At 62.4% G+C, this 21,453-nt stretch carries 21 protein-coding genes and 1 tRNA gene; 17 read left to right on the top strand and 5 right to left on the bottom strand.

Annotation, left to right across the window (positions count from 1 at the left end; all coding sequences use genetic code 11):
• Window positions 1–1,396 (bottom strand): transketolase (locus EN925_RS01985; RefSeq protein ID WP_164894106.1); only part of this gene is annotated, 1,396 nt, incomplete at its 3' end.
• 263 nt (window positions 1,397–1,659) lie between these two features.
• Between EN925_RS01985 and EN925_RS01980 the strand changes: the two genes are divergently transcribed.
• From EN925_RS01980 to EN925_RS01965, 4 genes are all read left to right on the top strand, one after another.
• Window positions 1,660–1,932, top strand: a complete 273-nt coding sequence (locus EN925_RS01980; protein WP_013529251.1) for a DUF4164 domain-containing protein — start codon at window positions 1,660–1,662, stop codon at window positions 1,930–1,932.
• Window positions 1,933–1,943: 11 nt separating this feature from the next.
• Window positions 1,944–2,309 carry a cell division protein ZapA gene (locus tag EN925_RS01975; protein ID WP_013529252.1) on the top strand — a complete coding sequence of 122 codons (366 nt, stop codon included), beginning with the start codon at window positions 1,944–1,946 and terminating at the stop codon, window positions 2,307–2,309.
• A 224-nt stretch (window positions 2,310–2,533) separates the two neighbouring features.
• Complete coding sequence (locus EN925_RS01970) at window positions 2,534–3,193, top strand: peroxiredoxin (RefSeq protein WP_063173204.1); 660 nt, start codon at window positions 2,534–2,536, stop codon at window positions 3,191–3,193.
• A 143-nt stretch (window positions 3,194–3,336) separates the two neighbouring features.
• On the top strand, window positions 3,337–4,209 hold the full coding sequence (locus EN925_RS01965) for an MBL fold metallo-hydrolase (RefSeq protein WP_064993255.1): 873 nt from the start codon (window positions 3,337–3,339) through the stop codon (window positions 4,207–4,209).
• A 139-nt stretch (window positions 4,210–4,348) separates the two neighbouring features.
• Here EN925_RS01965 and rpoH read toward each other — a convergent pair whose 3' ends face one another.
• Together rpoH and EN925_RS01955 are read right to left on the bottom strand one after the other, a co-directional pair.
• A complete protein-coding gene (rpoH, locus tag EN925_RS01960; protein WP_013529255.1) occupies window positions 4,349–5,260 on the bottom strand; it encodes an RNA polymerase sigma factor RpoH in 912 nt (303 codons plus the stop codon).
• Window positions 5,261–5,461: 201 nt separating this feature from the next.
• The gene (locus EN925_RS01955) at window positions 5,462–6,502 is read right to left on the bottom strand and encodes an RluA family pseudouridine synthase (protein ID WP_127369310.1); all 1,041 of its coding nucleotides are present in this window, start codon (window positions 6,500–6,502) and stop codon (window positions 5,462–5,464) included.
• A 27-nt stretch (window positions 6,503–6,529) separates the two neighbouring features.
• Here EN925_RS01955 and EN925_RS01950 point away from each other — a divergent pair, with 27 nt between their 5' ends.
• From EN925_RS01950 to EN925_RS01920, 7 genes are all read left to right on the top strand, one after another.
• Window positions 6,530–6,913, top strand: a complete 384-nt coding sequence (locus EN925_RS01950; protein ID WP_013529257.1) for a fimbrial protein — start codon at window positions 6,530–6,532, stop codon at window positions 6,911–6,913.
• Window positions 6,914–6,961: 48 nt separating this feature from the next.
• Complete coding sequence (locus tag EN925_RS01945; RefSeq protein ID WP_063169153.1) at window positions 6,962–7,369, top strand: VOC family protein; 408 nt, start codon at window positions 6,962–6,964, stop codon at window positions 7,367–7,369.
• Between the two features lie 90 nt (window positions 7,370–7,459).
• Window positions 7,460–7,534: transfer RNA gene (locus tag EN925_RS01940), tRNA-Glu, on the top strand.
• A 249-nt stretch (window positions 7,535–7,783) separates the two neighbouring features.
• Window positions 7,784–7,960 (top strand): Flp family type IVb pilin, encoded by a 177-nt coding sequence (locus tag EN925_RS01935; RefSeq protein ID WP_063169152.1) that lies wholly within the window; start codon window positions 7,784–7,786, stop codon window positions 7,958–7,960.
• 274 nt (window positions 7,961–8,234) lie between these two features.
• Window positions 8,235–8,816, top strand: coding sequence for a VOC family protein (locus EN925_RS01930; protein ID WP_013529260.1), 582 nt, complete (start codon window positions 8,235–8,237; stop codon window positions 8,814–8,816).
• A gap of 22 nt (window positions 8,817–8,838) precedes the next feature.
• A complete protein-coding gene (locus EN925_RS01925) occupies window positions 8,839–9,696 on the top strand; it encodes a glutathione S-transferase family protein (protein WP_127369309.1) in 858 nt (285 codons plus the stop codon).
• Window positions 9,697–10,110: 414 nt separating this feature from the next.
• Window positions 10,111–10,440, top strand: coding sequence for a hypothetical protein (locus EN925_RS01920; protein ID WP_224620216.1), 330 nt, complete (start codon window positions 10,111–10,113; stop codon window positions 10,438–10,440).
• Between the two features lie 15 nt (window positions 10,441–10,455).
• Here EN925_RS01920 and EN925_RS01915 read toward each other — a convergent pair whose 3' ends face one another.
• Window positions 10,456–10,668, bottom strand: coding sequence for a hypothetical protein (locus EN925_RS01915; RefSeq protein ID WP_013529263.1), 213 nt, complete (start codon window positions 10,666–10,668; stop codon window positions 10,456–10,458).
• Window positions 10,669–10,973: 305 nt separating this feature from the next.
• On the opposite strand from EN925_RS01915, the gene EN925_RS01910 reads away from it, so the two are divergent.
• Both EN925_RS01910 and EN925_RS01905 read left to right on the top strand, forming a co-directional pair.
• A complete protein-coding gene (locus EN925_RS01910) occupies window positions 10,974–11,888 on the top strand; it encodes a DUF2865 domain-containing protein (protein WP_024503001.1) in 915 nt (304 codons plus the stop codon).
• A 123-nt stretch (window positions 11,889–12,011) separates the two neighbouring features.
• Window positions 12,012–12,248 (top strand): hypothetical protein, encoded by a 237-nt coding sequence (locus tag EN925_RS01905; protein ID WP_013529265.1) that lies wholly within the window; start codon window positions 12,012–12,014, stop codon window positions 12,246–12,248.
• An 87-nt stretch (window positions 12,249–12,335) separates the two neighbouring features.
• Here EN925_RS01905 and EN925_RS01900 read toward each other — a convergent pair whose 3' ends face one another.
• The gene (locus EN925_RS01900) at window positions 12,336–12,686 is read right to left on the bottom strand and encodes a hypothetical protein (RefSeq protein WP_013529266.1); all 351 of its coding nucleotides are present in this window, start codon (window positions 12,684–12,686) and stop codon (window positions 12,336–12,338) included.
• A 191-nt stretch (window positions 12,687–12,877) separates the two neighbouring features.
• On the opposite strand from EN925_RS01900, the gene EN925_RS01895 reads away from it, so the two are divergent.
• From EN925_RS01895 to EN925_RS01880, 4 genes are all read left to right on the top strand, one after another.
• Entirely contained in the window at window positions 12,878–17,443 is a 4,566-nt protein-coding gene (locus EN925_RS01895) for a PAS domain-containing protein (protein WP_164894105.1), read from the top strand.
• 512 nt (window positions 17,444–17,955) lie between these two features.
• Window positions 17,956–18,984, top strand: a complete 1,029-nt coding sequence (locus EN925_RS01890) for a substrate-binding domain-containing protein (RefSeq protein ID WP_027163159.1) — start codon at window positions 17,956–17,958, stop codon at window positions 18,982–18,984.
• A 96-nt stretch (window positions 18,985–19,080) separates the two neighbouring features.
• Window positions 19,081–20,547 carry a phosphate ABC transporter permease subunit PstC gene (gene pstC, locus EN925_RS01885; protein ID WP_063169148.1) on the top strand — a complete coding sequence of 489 codons (1,467 nt, stop codon included), beginning with the start codon at window positions 19,081–19,083 and terminating at the stop codon, window positions 20,545–20,547.
• On the top strand, window positions 20,544–21,453 hold a 910-nt coding region (locus EN925_RS01880; protein WP_128336298.1), incomplete at its 3' end, for a DUF3333 domain-containing protein. The genes pstC and EN925_RS01880, both read left to right, overlap by 4 nt.

The raw sequence follows: 21,453 nt of genomic DNA, 5'->3' as shown, positions 1-21,453 counted from the left end.
CGCCCAGACCGATGGAATCATGGGTCATGACGAAGATCGAGCGGATGCCCATCAGCGAAGCAAGACGCATTGACGGGCGGGCATAGTCGGAGAAGCACAGGAAGGTACCGCCATAGGCGATGAGGCCGCCATGCAGCGTCAAGCCATTGATGGCGGCCGCCATGCCATGTTCGCGAATGCCGTAGTGGACATAACGCTGGCCGTAATCGTCGGGCGTGATGTTCTTGGTCTGGCTGGTCTTGGTGTTGTTGGAGCCGGTCAGGTCGGCGGAGCCGCTTATGGTTTCCGGCACGGCGCCGTTGATGACCTCCAGCGCCATTTCCGAGGATTTGCGGGTGGCGACCTTCGGCTTGTCGGCCGACAGCTTCTTCTTGTAGTCGGCGATGACGGCGTCGAAATTCGACGGCAGCTTGCCGGCGAGGCGGCGTTCGAACTCGGCCTTCAACTTGGGCTCGGCCTTGGCCAGACGTCCCTCCCAGTCGGTGCGCGGCTTGGCGCCGGTTTTACCGGCGGCGCGCCATGCGTCAAGGATGTCGGCCGGAATCTCGAAGGGCGGCGAGTCCCAGTTGAAGAATTTGCGCGCACCGGCGATCTCGTCGGCGCCGAGCGGCGAACCGTGCGCCTTGTTGGTGCCGGCCTTGGTTGGAGCGCCGAAGCCGATGGTCGTCTTGCAGGCGATCATCGTCGGCTTGTCGGAGTGACGAGCGGCTTCGATGGCATAGGCGATGGCTTCCGGATCGGTGCCGTCGATGTGGCTGGCGTTCCAGCCCGAGGCCTGGAAGCGGGCGACCTGGTCGGTGTTGTCGGCAAGCGAGACCGGGCCGTCGATCGAGATGTTGTTGTTGTCCCAGAAGACGATCAGCTTGTTGAGCTTGAGATGGCCGGCAAGCGCGATGGCTTCCTGGGAAACACCTTCCATCAGGCAGCCGTCACCGGCCAGTACGTAGGTGTAATGGTCGACGAGGTCGTTGCCGAAGGCTGCGTTCATGATGCGCTCGCCGAGCGCGAAGCCGACCGAATTGGCCAGACCCTGGCCGAGCGGGCCGGTGGTCGTCTCTATGCCGGTGGCATGGCCGTATTCGGGATGGCCGGCGGTCTTCGAGCCCAACTGGCGGAAATGCTTGATCTGGTCGATCGTCATGTCCTCGTAGCCGGTCAGGTGCAGCAGCGAATAGAGCAGCATCGAACCGTGGCCGGCCGACAGGATGAAGCGATCCCGGTCGGGCCAATGGGGGGCCTTCGGATCATATTTCAGGAACTTCGTGAACAGCACCGTGGCGATATCGGCGCAGCCCATTGGCAGGCCTGGATGGCCGGAATTTGCCTTCTCGACGGCGTCCATGGAGAGAAAGCGGATCGCATTGGCCATCCGGTCATGTTGTTCACGCGACGTCATGGTTCCTCCAGAAGTGGGGGTTTGGGGGCTTGGGAGAGCCCTTGAAAAGGGTGCGCGACACATAGCAGGCGCGGGCTTTTAGTCAACAAATCGGGTGCACATTTGCCGGTCTTGTGATGCCGGCGGCGGACCTACATTAGCGTTAGCGGGGGACAGTCGCGAGAGCTTTGTTGACGTTGCCTTCACCCGGTGCCTAATGTTTCAGGGATAACGCGTTCTGAACGTGAACGATTCGGTGATGGGCAGGGCACAGGACGAAGGCCATGACCGGGGAAGCCACACTCAAGGAAGTCATCGCGAGGCTGGGCAAGGCCATCGAGGGGCTGGAAAACGCCGTCGCGGCCAAGCTCGAGCATGAACGGGACTACTCCGAAGCCGAGGCCGAGGTGCAGCGGATGAACGCCGATCGCTCGCGGCTGGCGCAGGAACTCGACAATTCCGAAGCGCGCGCCGAACGGCTGGAAGATGCCAACAAGGAAGTCTCGCGACGTTTGGTGACCGCCATGGAAACCATCCGCGCCGTGTTGGACAGATAGGAGCTGGCCCGATGGCACAGGTCACGGTTTCAATCGACGGCAAGCAGTATCGCATGGCCTGCGACGAGGGCCAGGAAGAGCATCTGATCGATCTTGCCGAACGTTTCGACCGCTATGTTTCACACCTGAAGGACTCGTTCGGCGAGATTGGCGATCAGCGGCTGACCGTGATGGCCGGCATTATGGTGATGGATGAACTCTCGGAGTTGCAGAAACGCGTCAAGGGCATGGAAAGCGAAGTGCTGACCTTGCGCAAGACCCGCGACGAGGCTCTGACCAAGGCCGACAAGAGCGATAGCGTGCTGACCAACGCGCTCAGCGCGCTGGCACAGCGCATGGAAGACCTGACTGTGACAATGGCGGTCAACAAGAGCTGAGGCAGGATCTCTCCTGTCCAGCCCAACAGGCTCTCATCCGCGTGCCGAGCATTCGGCAGCATAAAAATGCTCGCCTGCCGCCGACAAGAGTTTCATATTGTCTTGCAGTCACAATTTTTGCGCTAAGATGCAACGATGCCCGGGCGGGGCAGCTCGATGGCGGCATGGGTTGCCGCTTGTCGTTCCTCGCTGCCGACGGGTTCCGTTTACAGGGGAGATGTATCATGAGCCTTCGTATCAACGACATTGCGCCGGATTTTACCGCCGAGACCACGCAAGGGACGATCAAATTCCATGACTGGATCGGGGACGGATGGGCGATCCTGTTCAGTCATCCCAAGAATTTCACGCCGGTCTGCACGACCGAGCTTGGCACGATGGCGGGGCTCGAAGGCGAATTCAAGAAGCGCAACGTCAAGATCATCGGCATTTCGGTCGATCCGGTCGAAAGCCACGGCAAGTGGCAGGACGACATCAAGACGGCGACCGGCCATTCGGTGAACTACCCGCTGATCGGCGACAAGGACCTCAAGGTCGCCAAGCTCTACGACATGCTGCCGGGCGGTGCCGGCGAGACGTCGGAAGGCCGCACACCGGCCGACAATGCCACGGTGCGCTCGGTCTATGTCATCGGACCGGACAAGAAGATCAAGCTGGTGCTGACCTACCCGATGACCACGGGCCGCAACTTCGATGAGATCCTGCGTGCGGTCGATTCCATGCAGCTGACCGCCAAGCATCAGGTGGCGACGCCGGCAAACTGGAAGCAGGGCGAGGACGTCATCATCACCGCTGCCGTCTCCAACGAGGACGCGATCAACCGCTTCGGCGCTTATGAGACCATCCTGCCGTATCTGCGGAAGACCAAGCAGCCCTCTGCCTGACCGCTCCTCGGAACAGTTTTTGGCTTTCCTGTCGCCGCGAGCGAAATGATACTTGACTGGCTCACCCGAGCGGACAACCATGCTCCTCTCGGGTGTCGTCAGAGAAAATCATTCCTGACGACCGAGAGTTGGGGAAGCCAGAATTGGACGTAGCTTTGGCCAGGCCGCAGGTCAGCGGCTTCTACGACAAGCCGACCGGGGCCATCCAGTATGTCGTCGCCGACCAGGCGACGAAACGCTGCGCCATCATCGATCCGATCCTCGATTTCGACGAGAAATCCGGTGCTACGGCAACGACGAATGCCGATATCCTGCTCGACTTCGTCAGCGAGCAGGGGCTGAGCGTCGAATGGATCCTCGACACCCATCCGCACGCCGATCATTTCTCGGCGGCGCACTATCTGAGGGAGAAGACCGGAGCGCCGACAGCGATCGGCGACAGGGTCGTCGACGTCCAGAATTTGTGGAAGGCGATCTACAACTGGCCGGATTTTCCCGCCGACGGTTCGCAGTGGGACAGGCTGTTTGGTGAAGGCGAAACCTTCACGGTCGGCACGCTTCCGGTCAAGGTGCTGTTCTCGCCCGGCCATACGCTGGCGTCGATCACCTATGTGATCGGCGATGCCGCCTTCGTCCACGACACGCTGTTCATGCCCGACAGCGGCACAGCGAGGACGGACTTTCCCGGCGGCAGTGCCGCGCGGCTCTGGCGCTCGATCCAGGACATACTGGCGTTGCCGGACGAGATGCGGCTGTTCGTCGGTCATGACTATCAGGCCGGCGGCCGCGAACCCTTGTGGGAAAGCACGGTCGCCATACAGAAGGCGACCAACACCCATCTTGCCGCCGCCCGCAGCGAGGCCGAGTTCGTCGCCCTGCGCGAGGCGCGCGACAGGACGCTGCCGATGCCGCGGCTGATCCTGCATGCGCTGCAGGTCAACATGAATGGCGGGAGGCTGCCCGAACCCGAAGCGAATGGCCGGCGGTACCTGAAGTTTCCGCTGGATGGGCTTTGAGAGATCGCTGCCGGCGAAGCTGCAATCTCCCCCTTGCGGGGGAGATCGGATGTCGCCTCCGCTTTCGCCAACCACACAAGAAAAAAAGCGGCGCCAGTTTCCTGGCGCCGCCTTTAGATCTTGTTGCCTTTAGCCGGCTTTAGGCTGCGGGCTGCGCCTCAATGGTGCGCAGCGCCTGGGTCTGGCGCTTGGCGGCGGCCTTGACCGCATCCTGCACCTTCTCGAAGGCGCGCACCTCGATCTGGCGCACGCGCTCGCGGCTGATGTCGAATTCGGACGAAAGCTCTTCCAGCGTCAGCGGCTCCTCGGCGAGGCGACGGGCCTCGAAGATGCGCCGCTCGCGCTCGTTGAGCACGGCAAGAGCGCCCGACAGCATGCCGCGCCGGTTTTCCAGCTCGTCCTGCTCGATCAGCATCTCTTCCTGGCTTTCGTGGTCGTCGACCAGCCAGTCCTGCCACTCGCCGGACTCACCTTCGCTCGCCCGGATCGGGGCATTGAGCGAGGCATCGCCCGACAGGCGGCGGTTCATCGACACCACTTCGGCTTCGGAAACGTTCAGCCTGGTGGCGATCTCGGCGATCTGATCGGGCTTCAAGTCGCCGTCGTCGAGCGCCTGGATCTTGCCCTTCACCTTGCGCAGGTTGAAGAACAGGCGCTTCTGGTTGGCGGTCGTGCCCATCTTGACCAGGCTCCACGAGCGCAGGATGTACTCCTGGATCGAGGCCTTGATCCACCACATGGCATAGGTCGCGAGGCGGAAGCCGCGCTCGGGTTCGAATTTCTTGACGGCCTGCATCAGGCCGACATTGCCTTCCGAGATCACTTCGCCGATCGGCAGGCCATAGCCGCGATAGCCCATGGCGATCTTGGCGACGAGCCTGAGGTGGCTGGTGACGAGCTTGTGCGCAGCGGAGGTGTCTTCATGCTCGGCATAACGCTTGGCGAGCATGTACTCTTCCTGCGGCTGCAGCATGGGAAAGCGGCGGATTTCTTCCAGGTAGCGGCTGAGGCCGCCTTCGCCGGAAACGATACTGGGTAATGACTGGGCCATGATAGCGCCCCCTCTCTATTGGAGTGATGCCCCCGAAACGCGGCGGGCATGTGACGCGAGCACCAAAAGGCTCGCCCGCGACATCGGATCTTATACAGGAACAAAACCAGAAAAGACAGGCATTTGTTCAACACGAAACAGTGTGTCACGGTGAAGTGAACAATGCCAGTCAGGTTTTTTGATGGCTTGTCGGTGACGGGTTCAGAGTTTGCGGAAGCCGCCGACGAGTTCCTCCATGTCCCTCGGTAACGGCGCCTCGAACCTCATCGTTAAATGGGTAGTGGGGTGGCGAAATGCAAGGAGCCAGGCATGCAAAGCTTGCCGGGGAAATACCTTGACCTGGCTTTTCAGCGGTTCCGGCAGCCGGTTGGCCTTGGTGCGGAAGGCCTGGCCATAATCGGGGTCGCCGATCACCGGATGACCGATATGCGCCATGTGGACACGGATCTGGTGGGTGCGGCCGGTCTCAAGCCGACATTCGACCATGCTGGCGGTGGCGAACTCCTGTTGGCTCTCGCCGAAGCGCTCCTGCACGGCAAAGTGGGTGACCGCATGGCGGGCGTCGTCGCGTCCTTCCGGCACCACGGCACGGCGCACGCGGTCGGCGGCGCGGCCGAGAGGCGCGTCGACCCTTCCGGTCGGCCTCTGCGGTATGCCCCAGACCAGCGCCAGATAGGCACGTTCGAGATCGCCGGTGAGGCCGTGATCGGCGAAAGCCTCGGAGAGTGACTTGTGGGCGCGGTCAGTCTTGGCGACCACCATGACGCCGCTGGTCTCCTTGTCGAGGCGGTGAACGATGCCTGGCCGCCGCACGCCGCCAATGCCGGAAAGGCTGTCGCCGCAATGATGGATCAGCGCGTTGACCAGCGTACCGGTCCAGTTGCCCGCTCCGGGATGCACGACAAGCCCGGCCGGCTTGTTGATGACAATCAGCTCGTCGTCCTCATAAAGCACATCGAGTGCGATGTTCTCGCCCTGCGGCTCCGCCGGCTCCGGCTCCGGCATGGTAACCGACACGCTTTCGCCCGGCGCCATCTTGCGCTTGGTCTCATCGATCAGCTTGCCGTCGACCCAGACCGCGCCCTGCCTGATCAGCATCTGCACGCGGCTGCGTGACATGTCCGGACCAAGCCTTGCCGCCAGCCACTGGTCGAGGCGCTGACCGGCCGCGTCCGCATCCGCCACCAGCACGGTCGGTACCGCCTCTATCAATTCAGGGGCCTCTTCGTTATGAGCGCTCATTGAAAAACCGTTCCGGAACTGTTTGCCATGGCCAGCCCGATCGCCGAAGAAGACCAGGATAAGCCGCTCGACCCCGAGGTCGAAAAGGTGCGCAGGAAACTCGTCCGCTTCGTCGGGATCAATCTCGGCCTGCTGTTCCTCGCCCTTATGGTGGTGATCGGCGCCCTTGTCTACAAAGCGCGCAATGCACCGCCGGCGAACCCGCCGCTGGCCGGGGATATCCAGACACCCGCCGGCGAACCGGTCAGCGGCGACATCGTGCTGCCGGTCGGGGCCAAGGTGGTCAGCCAGTCGCTGTCCGGCAACCGTGTCTCGATCGACGCCGAGCTTGCCGACGGCAGCCGGACGATCTTCGTCTACGACATCACCGAGCGACGCCTGATCGGCCGCTTTGCGATCCGCAACAAGTGACCGAGCCGCAACGATGAACGGCAGCAGGCCCATGAGCAAGCCTCGGGGATGAGCGGGTTCGCCGAACATCGTCGCGTCGCCACGGTCGCCCTGGTCGTCGCCAATTATGACGAGGCGATTGCCTGGTATGTCGAGAGGCTGGGTTTCCTGCTCGTCGAAAATGTCGATCTCGGCGGCGGCAAGCGCTGGGTCACAGTGGCGCCGGCCAACGGGCAGGGCGCCAGGCTGCTGCTGGCCGAGGCTTCCGACGAGGCGCAAAGCAAAAGTATCGGCGATCAGACCGGCGGGCGTGTCTTCCTGTTCCTGGAAACCGACGACTTTGCCCGCGACCACGCGGCGATGCTGGAGAAAGGCGTCGAATTCCGCGAAGCACCGCGCTTCGAGCCCTACGGCACGGTGGCGGTTTTCGCCGATCTGCATGGCAATCTCTGGGATCTGATCGAACCGAAACGATAGGCTGACGGCCGGCTTTTCCTCGACCGGGGAAAGCGGCCTAACCCCAGTTGCTTTTTCCCAGCGCTCAGCCTATATCGCCGGTTCTTGAACGCGCCCATCGTCTAGCGGTCAGGACACCGCCCTCTCACGGCGGGAACAGGGGTTCGATTCCCCTTGGGCGTACCAAGTTTTTCGACAACTTTGCAGGATGCCGTCGATTTCGTTTCTGAAGTCGCGGAGCCTCGATACTGTGGCGTCCGGGAAACCCGCTCTGCACAGGTAGCCGCAGCCTTAAAAAATGCCAGTGGCGCCAACCAGCCCGGCCTTTATTCCATTCGTCTGGCAAATGTTAACGGACGCGAAACCGAGAACCTTAACGTCCCCGCAACTCACGGCGAATATTAGTTTTCGCTTTAGTAGCTGTAGGAGGTTGAAATGCAGAAAATAGCTTATCGTTTCGCTTGGGACGAGTCTGGCGCGACCGCGATCGAGTATGGCTTGATCGCAGCTCTCATCGCGCTCGCGATCATCACCGGCGCCGGGGCGGTTGGCAATTCGCTCAACGGGATCTTCACGACCGTCGGCACTACGGTCAACAGCAGCGGCTCGTAAGTCGGTACATCAATTCGGTCGGCTATCGGCCGGATTCGCCGATCTCAGCCTCCAAAGCGCAGCGCGTACGTGCTTCCGATGCCGGGCATCGGAAGTGCGGACGGCGCACTTTCCATCAGTCGGCTTTATCCGTTGCGTCACCGCGTTCGTCGCTTCTGGCGCCGCGGAGCTGTTTGCATTAGCATCACATCATGGATCCTGGGGTACGGCTCCAGCGGCGCGCAGAACGCCGCGCTGTCCGTAAGGCCAGTTGATCCATGGGGGAGGAAGGCCAATGCAGAAGCTGCAATCGCAGGGCGTCCATCACATCACGCTGGTCGGCGCCGGGCGCCAGACCTCTATCGATTTCTGGGAAGGCGTGCTCGGCATGCCGTTCATCTTCGAACAGCCCAATCTCGACAAGCCGAGGGAAAGCCACCTCTATTTCGATCCCGGCGACGGCCGGCTGATCACTATCTTCACCGACGAGAGCCGGACGCCGGAGAAGCGGCGCACGCCGACCGATCCGGGCTGTGTTCACCACATCGCCTTTTCGGTGTCGCGCGTCACCTTCCTGCAGGCGGTCTCCCGGCTTGACGAGCGCGGCATCAAGCACAGCGGCGTCAAGGATCGCGGTTTCATGGATTCGATCTATTTCGAGGATCCGCTCGGCTTGCTGATCGAGTTGGCGTCCTACCGCTTCGAACCGCCGGCGGGCTTCACCCATGCGGATGTGCTGATGGAAGCGCACAGGCTGCGGGTCGGGCGCGGCGACTACAACATCGCCGAAGTGCATCTCGCCGATGCGATCCAGACGCTCGTAGAGCGTTCCCGTGCCACCCTGTCGGACGATCGGGCGCCGAAGAACCCATACTGAGCAGACCAGAGGGAGGAACAAGATGGCCAAGACAGCGACGAAGACTGCCGGGAAATCCGCGGCCAAAGCTGCCGCCAAGCCGGCGGCGAAAGCTGCGGCAAAGCCAAAAGCCAAGGCGGCCGCCAAGCCTGCCGTGAAGGCGACGGCAAATGCCGCGCCAAGGGCCAAGGCCAAGCCGGCCAAGAAGCCGACGCTGAAGCTCAGCATGCTGAAGCCCAGCGTCAACAACATGACCGTGCGGGTGTTTGCGCGCGCGGCGGGTTTCGACCACGCCGAGACCGATGCCTGGGGCCACACCCGTTCGCCGGAGTTCATGGCGCGAAATCCCGCCCATTTGACGCCGATGATCGAGGACAAGGGCCTGCCCAGAGGCGTGCTGTGGGAAAGCTGCGCCATCATGCAATATCTCGCCAACAAGCACGGGCTGGAGAAATTCTATCCGAAGGCACCGGCCAAGCGGGCGATGGTCGACAGTGCGATGTTCTACCTGATCGGCACGCTCTACCCCTATGTGGCGCGCGCCACCTATCCGGCGCTCGGCTTCCCGCACTATGCCGGCGAGGTCGGCCACAGCGACGCCCATCCCGACAAGAAGTCCGAAGCCCAGAAGGCGGCGATGGCGGCGATCGCCGAGCCGCTGGAGGTCTTCCACTCGTTCTTCAGGGACGGCAAGCCGTTCATCGGCGGCAAGCATCCGTCGATCGCCGATATCCGGCTGGCGGCGACGCTCGAATTTCTGGCCGTCATCGACTATGCCTTGCCCACATGGGCGAAGGACTATGTGGCGGCGATCGAGAAGAAGCTCGGCAAGGCCTATAGCGAGCCGGCCGGCGACGTGCGCGGTTATATCGCCCATGTGAAGTCCCAGGCCAAGGCCTGAGCTTAAGGGTTCGTTAACCAAAGCCCTGTCTACTGCAGGCAATTCGCTTTCGGCCCGCGACCACGGATGTACTGGCGCAGAACGTCGCAGCGATAGGAAAGGTCGGCGCAATGCCGGCCTTTTGCTTTTCGCACGCTTTGTTCGACGCAATTCCCAAGGGAAAAGCGTTATGCGCTTTTCCGGGAAAACCGTTTCACACTTAACCCGGCATTGCTTTATCGCCGGGCGCGATCGAGCAGCGATCAGACCGCGCAAGCCCAGTCAGGTGTCGCTTTTTCGGCGTCAAGTTTGCCGAGAGATATTGCCATTGCCGACGTTGGCCCTACCATCCATTGAGCGTCCCAGATGGACCGTGGTCAGGCGTGAGGGCTGGCGATGAAAAGCGTTGCGAGACGGATTGCGGTTGCGGGCGTGATGCTGGCGGGCGCTGTTCATGCGTCAAGTGCGGCTGAACTCAACACGATGGACGATGTCGGGGCCGCGATCCAGGCTTGCTGGACACCGCCGGCGGGAGCGGGAACCGCCAGCGTCACCTTGAGCTTCAGCTTCAAGCGGGACGGCACGCTGATCGGCCCACCGAGGCCGACAGCCATCAAGGTGGAAGGCGATGCCAAGGCGAAGAAGTCCTTTGTCGACGCCGCAACGACCGCCTTGCAGAATTGTCTGCCCCTGACCTTCTCAGCGAAACTGGCGCAAGGCATCGCCGGCAACGTGTTCACGTTGCAATTCGCCTCTCCCAAGTAGGCACCCGCCGCCGGCTCAATGGTGACTGCGCCTTGCCGCGGCATGCCGGGCAAGATCGGGCGTTTCGAAGACGTAGTCGTTCCAGGCCGATTCTGGAACCTGACCGGCCAGATAGCATTCCAGCAACAGGCTTTGTTCGGGATTGAGAGGCCTTGGCGCGCGCTGATCCAGCCCCAGCGAGTGAAACAGGTTTCTTGTCAGGTCCGAGACGGTGAAGTGGATCGACATCTGCGTTCTCCCTTTGGTCCTTCAACGCGGAAGACCGGGCAAAGGTTTCGAACGCCTGGCGATAATGGCGGTCCGTTTCGTTGCAGGTCCGCGGCGAGGGTCGGGCTTGCGCTTTCCTTCGAGGTTCGTCTCAATCTTGAAATAAAAATGTAATATCGAATTTACACGAGATGACATAATACAATAGACAAAAGCTTATTCGAGCTGAAGTTCTTGAGATAATTAGAGTTTACTCATATAGCTGAAGCTTGTGTAAGTTATGGACTGTAATTCCGGGTTCTCCGCAAAAAGGACCGAGTTGTCCGATGATCCGTTTCTGGCCTTCCATGATGGTCGCATTGATTTCGCTGGCGGCGGTTTTGTTCGGGACGCTTTCGTCCTACGCGGACAGCTGCGGCGCGATCAGAAGCCAGTTGCTTTCGGGTGGCCGCAGCAACGGGGCGAACCCGGAGCTTGCTCAACTGCGCCGGCAACTTGCAGCCATCCAGACTATCGAGAGACAGCGCCAGTGCACGGCGAAAAGTTCGCTTGGTGGTCTCTTCAACGCTTGCGCCGATCTCGCCAGGAGCCGCTCGGATGTGCAGCGCCGGATCGCTGCCGCCGGGAATTCAGGCCGCGACACGGCGGGTCTGCAAGCGCGCCTCGTGGCGCTTGGCTGCGCGCCTTCGGCAAAGCAACGGTCTGCGCGCGCCGCGCCCGGCACCCAATCGGCGAGCACCACGTTCGGCGGCAATGCGATGCTGTTTTGCGTGCGTCTGTCGGACGGGTATTTCTTCCCGGCGCCAAAGTCGCAATTCGCCGCCAGCGGTGATCTGAAGGAGACGGCCGATCAATGCCGTTACATCTGCGATGACCCCAGCGTCGACCTCTACACGTTGAGCGATGCCAGCCTCGAAACCGACCAGATGGTCGCGCTCGACACGCGCAAGCCTTATACCGAACTGCCGGCGGCCTTCAGATATCGCGATGATGCGAATTTCAAGGCATGCGACGTCAAGCGATACTACCAGCGGGTCACCGAACTGCGAGCCAGGACTGTGACGCCCGCCAACATGCGCAATGCCATTATTCCGCTGCCGACGGCGAAGCCGGATCTCGGCACGGTTGCGGCCGTCCCTGGAATCGATGCCGAAGCGCCAGGTGCCGCCCAGCACCTTTCGATCGAGGCCGGCAAGCGGTCGGTGCGCGTGGTCGGCCCGGCGTTTTTCCCGGCCGAATGATCGCCGGCTTCCCCAATTGGCGATCACCGGCTGCGGCGTGCCTGCTGCGATGCGGTTGCCTGATCCGGCTGGAACAGAGAGGCGCTCACGGCGTTGTGATCGACATCAGCCGGGAGAAACGCCGTGGCTACGTTCCGGGAAATGCGGGTGCTGGAGATCGTCGAAGATGACTCGCTGACCACCGAACAGAAAATCGCCGAACTGCGCGAGATCGAATCCGAGGCGCGTGGGCTGCAGCGGGCTGCCTCGGAGGGTCCGATGGACGACGATGACGGCTGGCAGGAAGATCTGCGTCAGGTTCGTCTTGCACTCGACAAGCTCGGTGCGAAGGAGCCGAAAAAGGGCGCTGCTTCACTGTGAGGCCAGGTCACCGAAGCTATCCGCGGATCGCGTCTTGATCGCATCCCATCCGAAAACCGGGTCCCGCTTTTAGGGACCCGCTCCGATCTAATCGCAGACCATGCGAGCTCTCTTGCCAGGCTCGCTGACGTTCCTGCAGGTCAGCGGTTTCGCTGGCGCCGATAGGGAAGCGGACGCAGGCAACCTCGTCTGGTGCCGTCTCGGTGCGGCATGGCTGACCTTGCGCTCGGAAAAACGCCGGTCCGGCTGCGGCGCCACAGGAAAAGCGCCGTTCTCGACCTCGGATTGCCCATAGTCGACATTCGGTGGCGGCCGATCCCAGAATCGCCGGACATCAAGCGGTCTCGGGATGACGACCGTGCCGTCATAACTGCGCGAGCAACCGCCGCCGAAAAGCAGCGCCAGCCCCATGAAAAAAGGCACAATCCGTCCAAGCATCAGCAATACCCCTGCCGTTGCTTATATAGCGGGTTCGACCCCGCCGACAACCGGGCGGAATGAAGCAGACCGCGCCGCGCAATCCTGTCCAACCGACCGTTAAGGTTAGCGGATCCTTAATGCTTCTCGGGCAGATTCCGCCGACGAACCGCGGAGGAGGGTTCGGCCTTGGTTTTCGGGGTGGGGACGGCATGGCGGAAGCGGACGAAACAATCGGCGCGCGCGGCAAGCGCGGGCCTCGCAGATCCACGGTGCATGGCGACGATGCCTCATCGTCCGCCTCTTGCATGGATTCGAACGATGCGCTTCGCCGACTCGTCGAAGCCGGTTCGGACTGGGTCTGGGAAACGGACGCCGAACTGCGCTTCTCCTGGCTTTCGCAAAATTACCAGGCCGCCACCGGCATCGATCCGGCAAACGTGCTTGGCCGGTTCCGCTTCGACTTCCTCAACCAGGTCCTGAACGGCGATCGCAGTGGCGCGGCGCATCTGGAGGATCTGCAGGCGCACCGGCCTTTTCGCGACTTCGTCTACGAGCTCAAGGCTGGCAGCGCCGACTGTCGCTGGGTTTTGACGTCAGGCTTTCCAAAGTTCGACGACGAAGGAAGATTTGCCGGCTATCGCGGCATCGGCCGCAACGTCACGGCTCTGGCCGGCGCCTTCAAAAATCTGGGGCGGGAACCATCGGGTGACGGCGAGCCCGACCAGCATCTGGCCGACCTCGAGCGGACGATGGACGCCATGCATATGGGCGTCGTGCTTCTCGATGCCAGGCTCGACACGCTGATCGTCAACAAGGCCTATCGCGACCTCTCGAGGATTCCGGACGGCGCTGTTGCCGTCGGCGCTCCGTTCAGCCTGTTGATGGAGCTCAACCGCCGCAGCGGCATCTATGGCGACATCGACGAACAGCAATGGCAGCGCTACCTCGCTACTCGCCTCGACGAGATTCGCGCCGGATCCGTCGCGCCGCGCGAATTTGTCCATGCCAACGGCAGGACGATGATGTTTTCGGTGACGGCGTTGTCCGGGGGCAAGCGGCTGCTGACCTACTATGAGGTCACCGAGATCAAGCAGCGCGATGCGGAGATCAAAAGCGCCAATGCCAGGAATGCCGAGACCTTCGCCAGTCTCCGCACAATGGTCGACCAGATGCCGATCGGTGTCCTCGTGCTCGACGCCGATATGCGCGCCGAGATCATCAACCGTGCTTTCTATGATTTCTGGCAGATCGACGCGCGGCGCGCCGAGATCGGCTGCAGCTTTCGCGATCTGATGGACGCCAGCCGCGACATCGATCCGTTTGGCTCCGACGACGCGTCATGGCAGCGGCATATCGCCGAGCGCGAGGCGGAAATCAGGGCCGGTATCGCCGGATCGCGGCAGTTCCCACGCAATGACGGCCGCACGCTGATATCGTCGATGGCGCCGCTGGCCGGCGGGAAGCGGCTGATCTCCTATGTCGACGTCACCGACACGAAGGACCGGGAGGCCGAACTTGCCGACGCGCTGGAGAAAGCGCGGCTGGCGGAAGCGGTGATCAACGCCGTCAAGGATCCGATCTTCGTCAAGGACGACCATCTGCGTTTCGTCTTCGTCAACGAGGCGTTCGCCGCTCTGTTTGGCCAGACGCCGCAAGCCATGCTCGGCAAGCCCGGCGGCGATTTCCTCCCAACGAACGCTGTCGCGCTTTTCGAGCAGAGCGAACGTGACGTCCTTGCCACCGGGCGGCCGTACGAAGTGGAAGAGAATTTCGAGGTCGACGGCGCCAGCCGCTCGCGCATCGTCCGGAAGAGCCGCGTCGGCATGGCCAGCGGCCGCAACTACGTTGCCGGCTTCCTGTTCGACATTTCCGACATGAAGCGCCGCGAGACGGAGGCGCAGGACGCACGCAAGCATCTCGCCAGCGTGCTGGAATCCTTGCCGGCCGCCGTGATCATCTACGATCGCGACGACAGGTTCGTTTTCGCCAACCGCAAGATCCAGGATACGCTGCCGGCCTTGAAGCCGGCGTGGCAGCCCGGCTGTACATTCCGCGAAGCACTCGTGCTGGGTCATGCGAACGGCTATTTCCGCAGCAGCGGCGATCCGCAAATCGACCAGCTCTACGACAGCGATCATGACCGCTGGCTGGACGCGATCCTCGCCCGCTACCGCTTGCCCAGTTCCTCCTACGAGCGTCACAATCCCGATGGCCGCTGGTATCAGGTCTACGACATGCGGACCGACGACGGCACCTTCATCGGCGTTCGCGTCGACATCTCCGAGATCAAGAGCCGCGAGGCGGCATTGCGCGATTCCATGCGCCAGATCGACCTGTTCCGGCATGTGATGGACGAGTTGCCGGTGGCCGCCTTCATCAAGGCGCAGGACCTGAGCATCGAATTCGTCAACAAGGCTTGGTGCGCGATCACCGGCTTGGCAAAGGAGGATGTCATCGGCCGCACCGACCGGCAGTTGTTCGGCGCGCAGGACGCGGATGGCTACAGCCATGACGACACGCAAGTCGCCGTGACGGGCGTCGTCAAGGAGGTCGAGGAACCCGTCACCCATCGCGACGGCACGGTTCGGCAGTTGATGACCCGCAAGAGCCGCCTGGTGGCGCTGGACGGGTCGGTGCATCTGGTCGGTTCGAGCACCGACATCACCGACGTCAAGGCACGCGAGCGTGCGCTGGAAGAAAGCATGCGCGAGAACGAGGTGTTCCGCAGCCTGATCGACAATGTACCGGTATCGATCTACGCCAAGCGCTCCGATCTCCGGCAGTTCTATGTCAACAAGGGTTGGTGCGATCTGACGGGCTTCAGCAAGGAAGAGGCCATCGGCAAGACCGACATCGAGATTTTCGGGCCGGATGGCGAGGCCTTTGTCAATGGCGACCTCGCCGTGCTGCGCACCGGCGAAACTCAGGAGGTCGAAGAGACGGTGACGCTGGCCGACGGCAGCGTCAGGCATCAATTCGCCCGCAAGGGCGCGATGATCGCCTCCGACGGTTCGCTCTACCTGATCGGCTCGACCACCGACATCACCGAGCTGAAGATGCGGGAGGCCGAACTGCGCGAGGCGCGTCAGCGCGCCGTGCTCGCCGACCGCGCCAAGTCGGAATTCCTCGCCAATATGAGCCATGAGATACGTACGCCGATGAACGGCGTGCTCGGCATGGCCGAACTGCTGGCCAAATCGGACCTCGACCCGAAGCAGAAGACGTTTACCGACATCATCGTGAAGTCGGGCAATGCGCTGCTCACCATCATCAACGACATACTGGACTTCTCCAAGATCGATGCCGGTCAGCTGGTGCTCGATCCGGCGCCCTTCAATCTGGCCGAGGCGATCGAGGACGTGGCGACGCTGGTGTCGACGCGCGCCAAGGAGAAGGACCTCGAGCTGATCGTACGTGTCGAGCCTCGGCTCGAGAGCCTATTCATCGGCGATGTCGGCCGCATCAGGCAGATCGTCACCAACCTGCTCGGCAATGCGGTGAAATTCACTGATGAGGGCCATGTGCTGGTCGACGTCACCGGCGAGAGGGTTCCAGCCGGAACGAAGCTCACCATTTCGGTCACCGATACGGGCATCGGTATCCCCGAGGAAAAACTGAAACTGGTGTTCGAGAAATTCAGCCAGGTCGACACTTCATCGACGCGGCGGCACGAGGGGACCGGCCTCGGCCTCGCCATCACCTCGCGGCTCGTCGAGCTGATGGGCGGCGACATCGGGGTCGAAAGCGCCGAAGGCAAGGGTTCGACGTTCTGGTTCTCGGTGACGCTGCCGAGGGCCGGACAGCAGAACGGACAACGCATCATGCCGATCGACGTGACCGGCGCGCGCGTGCTGATCGTCGACGACAATGCCGTCAACAGGGCGATCCTGACCGAGCAGATGACATCATGGACGTTCGATTCCTGCGCGGCCGAAAGCGGCGCCGAAGGCCTCAAGGTGCTGATCGCCGCAGCCGCCTATGGCGTGCCGGTCGATTGCGTCGTGCTCGACTACCAGATGCCTGAAATGAGCGGCGCCGAAATGGCGCGGATCGTGCGCAACACCGCTGGCCTTGCCGGAACGCCGATCATCATGCTGACCTCGGTCGACCAGTCGCTCGCCAACACCAGCTATCGCGATCTCGGCATCGATGCCCAGTTGATCAAGCCGGCGCGCTCTTCGGTGCTGCTGGAAACGCTGGTCGCCACCATCCAGCGGCATCGCCACAACACTGGCGGCAGCGACGCGCAGCCGCTCGCGGCCGACGTCGCTGCGAGCAATGTGACGCGGCCGCAGCCCTCGGCACCGTCCGAACAGCGGGCGCTGCTGCAGCCGCCTTCGATTCGCCCGCGGCCACCGGTGGCGGCTGGTGGCGACAGGCTGGACATACTGGTGGCCGAGGACAATGAGGTGAACCAGATGGTGTTCACCCAGATCCTCGGCGAGACCGGTTATGGTTTCGAGATCGTCGGCAATGGCCGCAAGGCGCTCGACGCCTTCGGCCGGCTCAACCCGTGCATGATCCTGATGGATGTCTCCATGCCGGAGATGAACGGTCTCGAAGCGACCGCCGCCATTCGCCGGCTGGAGGAAGAAACCGGCACGCATGTGCCGATCGTCGGCGTCACCGCGCATGCGCTGAAGGGCGACCGCGAGCGCTGCCTGGAGGCAGGCATGGACGACTATCTGCCCAAGCCGATCAGTCCCCGGGCGCTGCTCGAGAAGGTCGAGCGCTGGGTCGGCGCCAGCCGGCAGGCTCAGCGCAACGCCGGGTAGGGCCGGTCCTGCCTGTCCGAGTGCCGGAAATACGGCGAAGATTCGCGCCCTGCCAGCGGCCAAGACTATGGTGCGATCGCACCATATCAAAGGTTGTATCCAGTCGAGACAATGGCGGCGTTCGATTCCTCCCTTTCCAGTTACGGGCGGGAGCAGCGACCGCCGGCATGAGACAGCGTCAACCTACCCCAACGGACCTGTTTTCGGCGATGGCCCGGCCATGACACCGTCTGGCTGAGAGCAACGCGCTCCCGTCCGGCTTTTTTTCGTAAAGGCCGGCTAACCCCAAATCGCCGGCCAATCTCGGCCCCAAGCGGAGCAAGTCTCTGATTCCGGGGACAAAGCCGGGCTGCGTGGTCAGTGCCGGCCAGGCGGCGTTTTGCTCATCGCGATGACGCGTTACCGGGGTGACATCAAACTGTCATGCGACTGTTATAATCGAAGGCTATTGGCCTCAGCGGGCGCCGACTGACGAGCGCCGAGAGACCATCTTCCGAACAGGAGCAGGCCACATGAAGAAATTCCTCTATACGGCGTCGGCCGCTGCGCTTGCGCTCGCCGCGTCGTCCGGCTTCGCCGCCGCGCGCGACCAGATCCAGGTCGCCGGATCATCGACCGTGTTACCTTATGCCAAGATCGTTGCCGAGCAGTTCGGCGAAACGTTCACCAACTTCAAGACCCCGGTCGTCGAATCCGGCGGCAGCGGCGCCGGCATCAAGGAATTCTGCAAGGGCGTCGGCGAAGACACGATCGACATCGCCAACTCGTCGCGTCCGATCAAGGCGGACGAACTCAAGTCCTGCGCCGCCGCCGGCGTGAAGGAAGTCCAGGAAGTCCGGATCGGCTATGACGGCATCGTCTTCGCCACCGACATCAAGGGCCCGGACTGGGCGCTGGTTCCCGCCGACATCTACAAGGCGCTCGCGGCCAAGCTGGTCGTCGACGGCAAGCTCGTCGACAATCCGAACACCAAGTGGAGCCAGGTCAATCCGAAGCTGCCCGACTGGGACATCGCCGCCTACATTCCGGGCGAAAAGCACGGCACGCGCGAAGTGTTCGAGACCAAGCTCCTCGATGCCGGCTGTGACAAGGCTGCTCTCAAGGCCGCCGGCATTGCCGACGACAAGGAAATCGGCAAAACCTGCATTGCCATCCGCAAGGACGGCAAGGCCGTCGACATCGATGGCGACTATACCGAGACGCTCGCCCGCATCGACTCCAACAAGACCGGCGTCGGCGTGTTCGGCCTCGCCTTCTATGAGAACAATGCCGACAAGCTGAAGGTCGCCACCGTGGAAGGTATCGTGCCTTCGACCGAGACGATTGCCAGCGGCAAGTATCCCGTCTCGCGCCCGCTGTTCTTCTACGTCAAGAAGGCGCATCTGGGCGTCGTTCCCGGCCTCAAGGAATATGTCGAGTTCTTCCTCGACGACCAGATGGTTGGCCCGGAAAGCCCGCTCGCCGAATACGGCCTCGTTGCTGCTCCGGATGCCGAGCGTCAGGCCCAGCGTGACGCTTTCGCCGCCGGAAAGTCGATGTAATCAAGCTGCCGAACCGGGGTGCGGGTCAAATCCGCGCCCCGGTTTCACCGCAGGCCGCAATGGCGGCTGCGTCAGAATTTCCCTTGGGGTGGGTCCATGTCGTCCTTGCTCGTACTGGCCATCGTCGTTGCCGTCGGCCTGGTTGCCTTTTTCATCGGCCGGCAGCGTGCCGCGGCCCAGGACAATGGCAAGGTCAAGCCGCATTCGCGTGCCCACTATCACGGCTGGTGGGCCTTCCTGCTCGCCGTCCTGCCTGCTCTTTTGCTGCTTGCCGTCTGGGCCGTCGGTTCTTCGGTCTATCTTGACCGGCACATCCACGCTGCCTTGCCCGAGCGTACCGTCGACAGCAAGGTTGCCAGCGAGGCACTGGATGTCAGCCTGGTAAAGAGCCTCGCCAGGGGCCTGCGCAAACTCGATGCTGGCACACTGGCCGCAATGCCTGCCAGCTTTGCCGAGTTGCAGCCGCTGCTCGCCGCCAAGGGCGTGGCACTGGCGAGCGACACACAGGATTACATGATCCCGATCGCCGTCGAGGCGAACAAGGTCCAGGACCGGCTCGGCCTGTTCGGTGCCATTGTCATTCTCGCTTCCTCGATCGCCGGTGCCTTCTATGCGCTCAGGCAGATCGAGCCGCGCGCCAGGGCGCGCAACAATGTCGAGCGGTTGATGCTGTGGGGGCTGCTTGCCGCCTCCACCATCGCCATCCTGACCACCGTCGGCATCGTGCTTTCGATGCTGTTCCAGACGATCACCTTCTTCGAGAGCGTCTCGCCGATGAGTTTCTTCTTCGGCACGGTCTGGGATCCGCGTTTTGCCGCTGCCGGTTCGGGCGGCAGCCAGGGCCAGTTCGGCCTGATCCCGCTTCTTGCCGGCACGCTCTATATCGCCGCCGTCGCGCTGCTGGTGGCGGTGCCGGTCGGGCTGATGTCGGCTGTCTACATGGCCGAATACGCAACGCCCAGGGTGCGCTCGGTGGTCAAGCCGGCGCTTGAACTGCTGGCCGGCATACCGACCATCGTCTACGGCATCTTCGCCGTCGTCACGCTTGGGCCGTTCCTGCGCGACCTGTCCGCGGCGCTGACCGGCGGCTCGCCGTTCATCCAGGGCCAGAGCATCTTCACCGCCGGCCTGGTCATGGGCGTCATGCTGATCCCGGTCGTCTCCTCTCTCTCAGACGACATCATAACCGCGGTGCCGCGCGCCATGCGTGACGGGTCGCTCGGCCTCGGCGCGACCCGCTCGGAGACGATCAAGCGGGTGATCCTGCCGGCTGCACTGCCCGGCATCGTCGGCGCCATCCTGCTGACTGCCTCGCGCGCCATCGGCGAAACGATGATTGTCGTGCTGGCGGCGGGCGTCGCCGCCAACCTCACCATCAACCCGTTCGAGGCGATGACGACCATCACCGTCAAGATCGTCAACCAGCTCACCGGCGACCTCGAGTTCAATTCGCCGCAGACGCTGGTCGCCTTCGCGCTCGGCCTGACGCTGTTCACGCTGACGCTGGTGATGAACATCGTCGCGCTCTACATCGTGCGCAAATATCGGGAGCAGTACGAATGACCGACATTCCCATGGATACGATGGTCAGGCCGGCGGCCCATCCGCGCCGCGACATCGGCCTGAAGGCCCGTTACGCCGCCGAACGACGTTTCCGCATCTATGGCGTCGTGGCGATTTCCGTAGGCCTGGCGTTCCTGGCAATCATGCTGATCACCATCGTCTCGAAAGGCTACACCGCCTTCTGGCAGACGACGGTGTCACTGCCGATCACGTTCGACGAGAAGGTGATCGATCCTTCCGGCAAGCGCGCAACCGATCCGAGCGTTCTGATCAAGGCGAATTATCCCAAGCTCGCCGAAAACGCGCTGGTGGCCAAGCTCGGCATCTCTCCTGATGACAAGCCGATGATCCAGAAGCTCAAGGGCTTCCTTTCGGAAGGCGCCCGCGTCCAGTTGCGCGACATCGTTGCCGCCGATCCCTCGGTGATCGGCACGACACGCGACGTCAACATCCTCGCCGCCGCCAATCTCGACTCCGCTTTCAAGGGCCAGATCGACCTCAGTGTCGAGGAAGCGCGACGCAAGGTCTCGGACCAGCAGATCACCTGGATGAACAAGCTCAAGGCCGAGGGCGCGATGGCCGAGCACTTCAACAGCGGCCTGTTCACCTACGGCGCCTCCAGCCGCCCGGAAACCTCGGGCATGGGCGTGGCGATCATCGGCTCGTTTTATATGATGGTGATCGTGCTGCTGCTCGCGCTGCCGATAGGCGTCGCCGCCTCCATCTATCTGGAGGAATTCGCCAAGAAGAACCGTTTCACCGATCTTATCGAGGTCAACATCAACAATCTGGCCGCAGTGCCGTCAATCGTCTTCGGCTTGCTCGGCCTCGCGGTGTTTATCAATTTCCTGGGCATGCCGCGCTCCGCCGCTTTCGTTGGCGGCCTGGTGCTGACGCTGATGACGC

This window comes from Mesorhizobium sp. M7A.F.Ca.US.006.04.2.1 (assembly GCF_004022915.1).
GTDB classification, from domain to species: domain Bacteria; phylum Pseudomonadota; class Alphaproteobacteria; order Rhizobiales; family Rhizobiaceae; genus Mesorhizobium; species Mesorhizobium ciceri.
This window is presented reverse-complemented; position numbering and strand designations above follow the sequence as displayed.

What these genes read in the sequence shown, in the direction of transcription:
- EN925_RS01980 (WP_013529251.1), top strand. Translation starts at nt 1,660, where the DNA reads ATGACCGGGGAAGCCACACTCAAGGAAGTCATCGCGAGGCTGGGCAAG.
- EN925_RS01975 (WP_013529252.1), top strand. Translation starts at nt 1,944, where the DNA reads ATGGCACAGGTCACGGTTTCAATCGACGGCAAGCAGTATCGCATGGCC.
- EN925_RS01970 (WP_063173204.1), top strand. Translation starts at nt 2,534, where the DNA reads ATGAGCCTTCGTATCAACGACATTGCGCCGGATTTTACCGCCGAGACC.
- rpoH (WP_013529255.1), bottom strand. Translation starts at nt 5,260, where the DNA reads ATGGCCCAGTCATTACCCAGTATCGTTTCCGGCGAAGGCGGCCTCAGC.
- EN925_RS01955 (WP_127369310.1), bottom strand. Translation starts at nt 6,502, where the DNA reads ATGAGCGCTCATAACGAAGAGGCCCCTGAATTGATAGAGGCGGTACCG.
- EN925_RS01950 (WP_013529257.1), top strand. Translation starts at nt 6,530, where the DNA reads ATGGCCAGCCCGATCGCCGAAGAAGACCAGGATAAGCCGCTCGACCCC.
- EN925_RS01945 (WP_063169153.1), top strand. Translation starts at nt 6,962, where the DNA reads ATGAGCGGGTTCGCCGAACATCGTCGCGTCGCCACGGTCGCCCTGGTC.
- EN925_RS01935 (WP_063169152.1), top strand. Translation starts at nt 7,784, where the DNA reads ATGCAGAAAATAGCTTATCGTTTCGCTTGGGACGAGTCTGGCGCGACC.
- EN925_RS01930 (WP_013529260.1), top strand. Translation starts at nt 8,235, where the DNA reads ATGCAGAAGCTGCAATCGCAGGGCGTCCATCACATCACGCTGGTCGGC.
- EN925_RS01925 (WP_127369309.1), top strand. Translation starts at nt 8,839, where the DNA reads ATGGCCAAGACAGCGACGAAGACTGCCGGGAAATCCGCGGCCAAAGCT.
- EN925_RS01920 (WP_224620216.1), top strand. Translation starts at nt 10,111, where the DNA reads ATGCTGGCGGGCGCTGTTCATGCGTCAAGTGCGGCTGAACTCAACACG.
- EN925_RS01915 (WP_013529263.1), bottom strand. Translation starts at nt 10,668, where the DNA reads ATGTCGATCCACTTCACCGTCTCGGACCTGACAAGAAACCTGTTTCAC.
- EN925_RS01910 (WP_024503001.1), top strand. Translation starts at nt 10,974, where the DNA reads ATGATCCGTTTCTGGCCTTCCATGATGGTCGCATTGATTTCGCTGGCG.
- EN925_RS01900 (WP_013529266.1), bottom strand. Translation starts at nt 12,686, where the DNA reads ATGCTTGGACGGATTGTGCCTTTTTTCATGGGGCTGGCGCTGCTTTTC.
- EN925_RS01895 (WP_164894105.1), top strand. Translation starts at nt 12,878, where the DNA reads ATGGCGGAAGCGGACGAAACAATCGGCGCGCGCGGCAAGCGCGGGCCT.
- EN925_RS01890 (WP_027163159.1), top strand. Translation starts at nt 17,956, where the DNA reads ATGAAGAAATTCCTCTATACGGCGTCGGCCGCTGCGCTTGCGCTCGCC.
- pstC (WP_063169148.1), top strand. Translation starts at nt 19,081, where the DNA reads ATGTCGTCCTTGCTCGTACTGGCCATCGTCGTTGCCGTCGGCCTGGTT.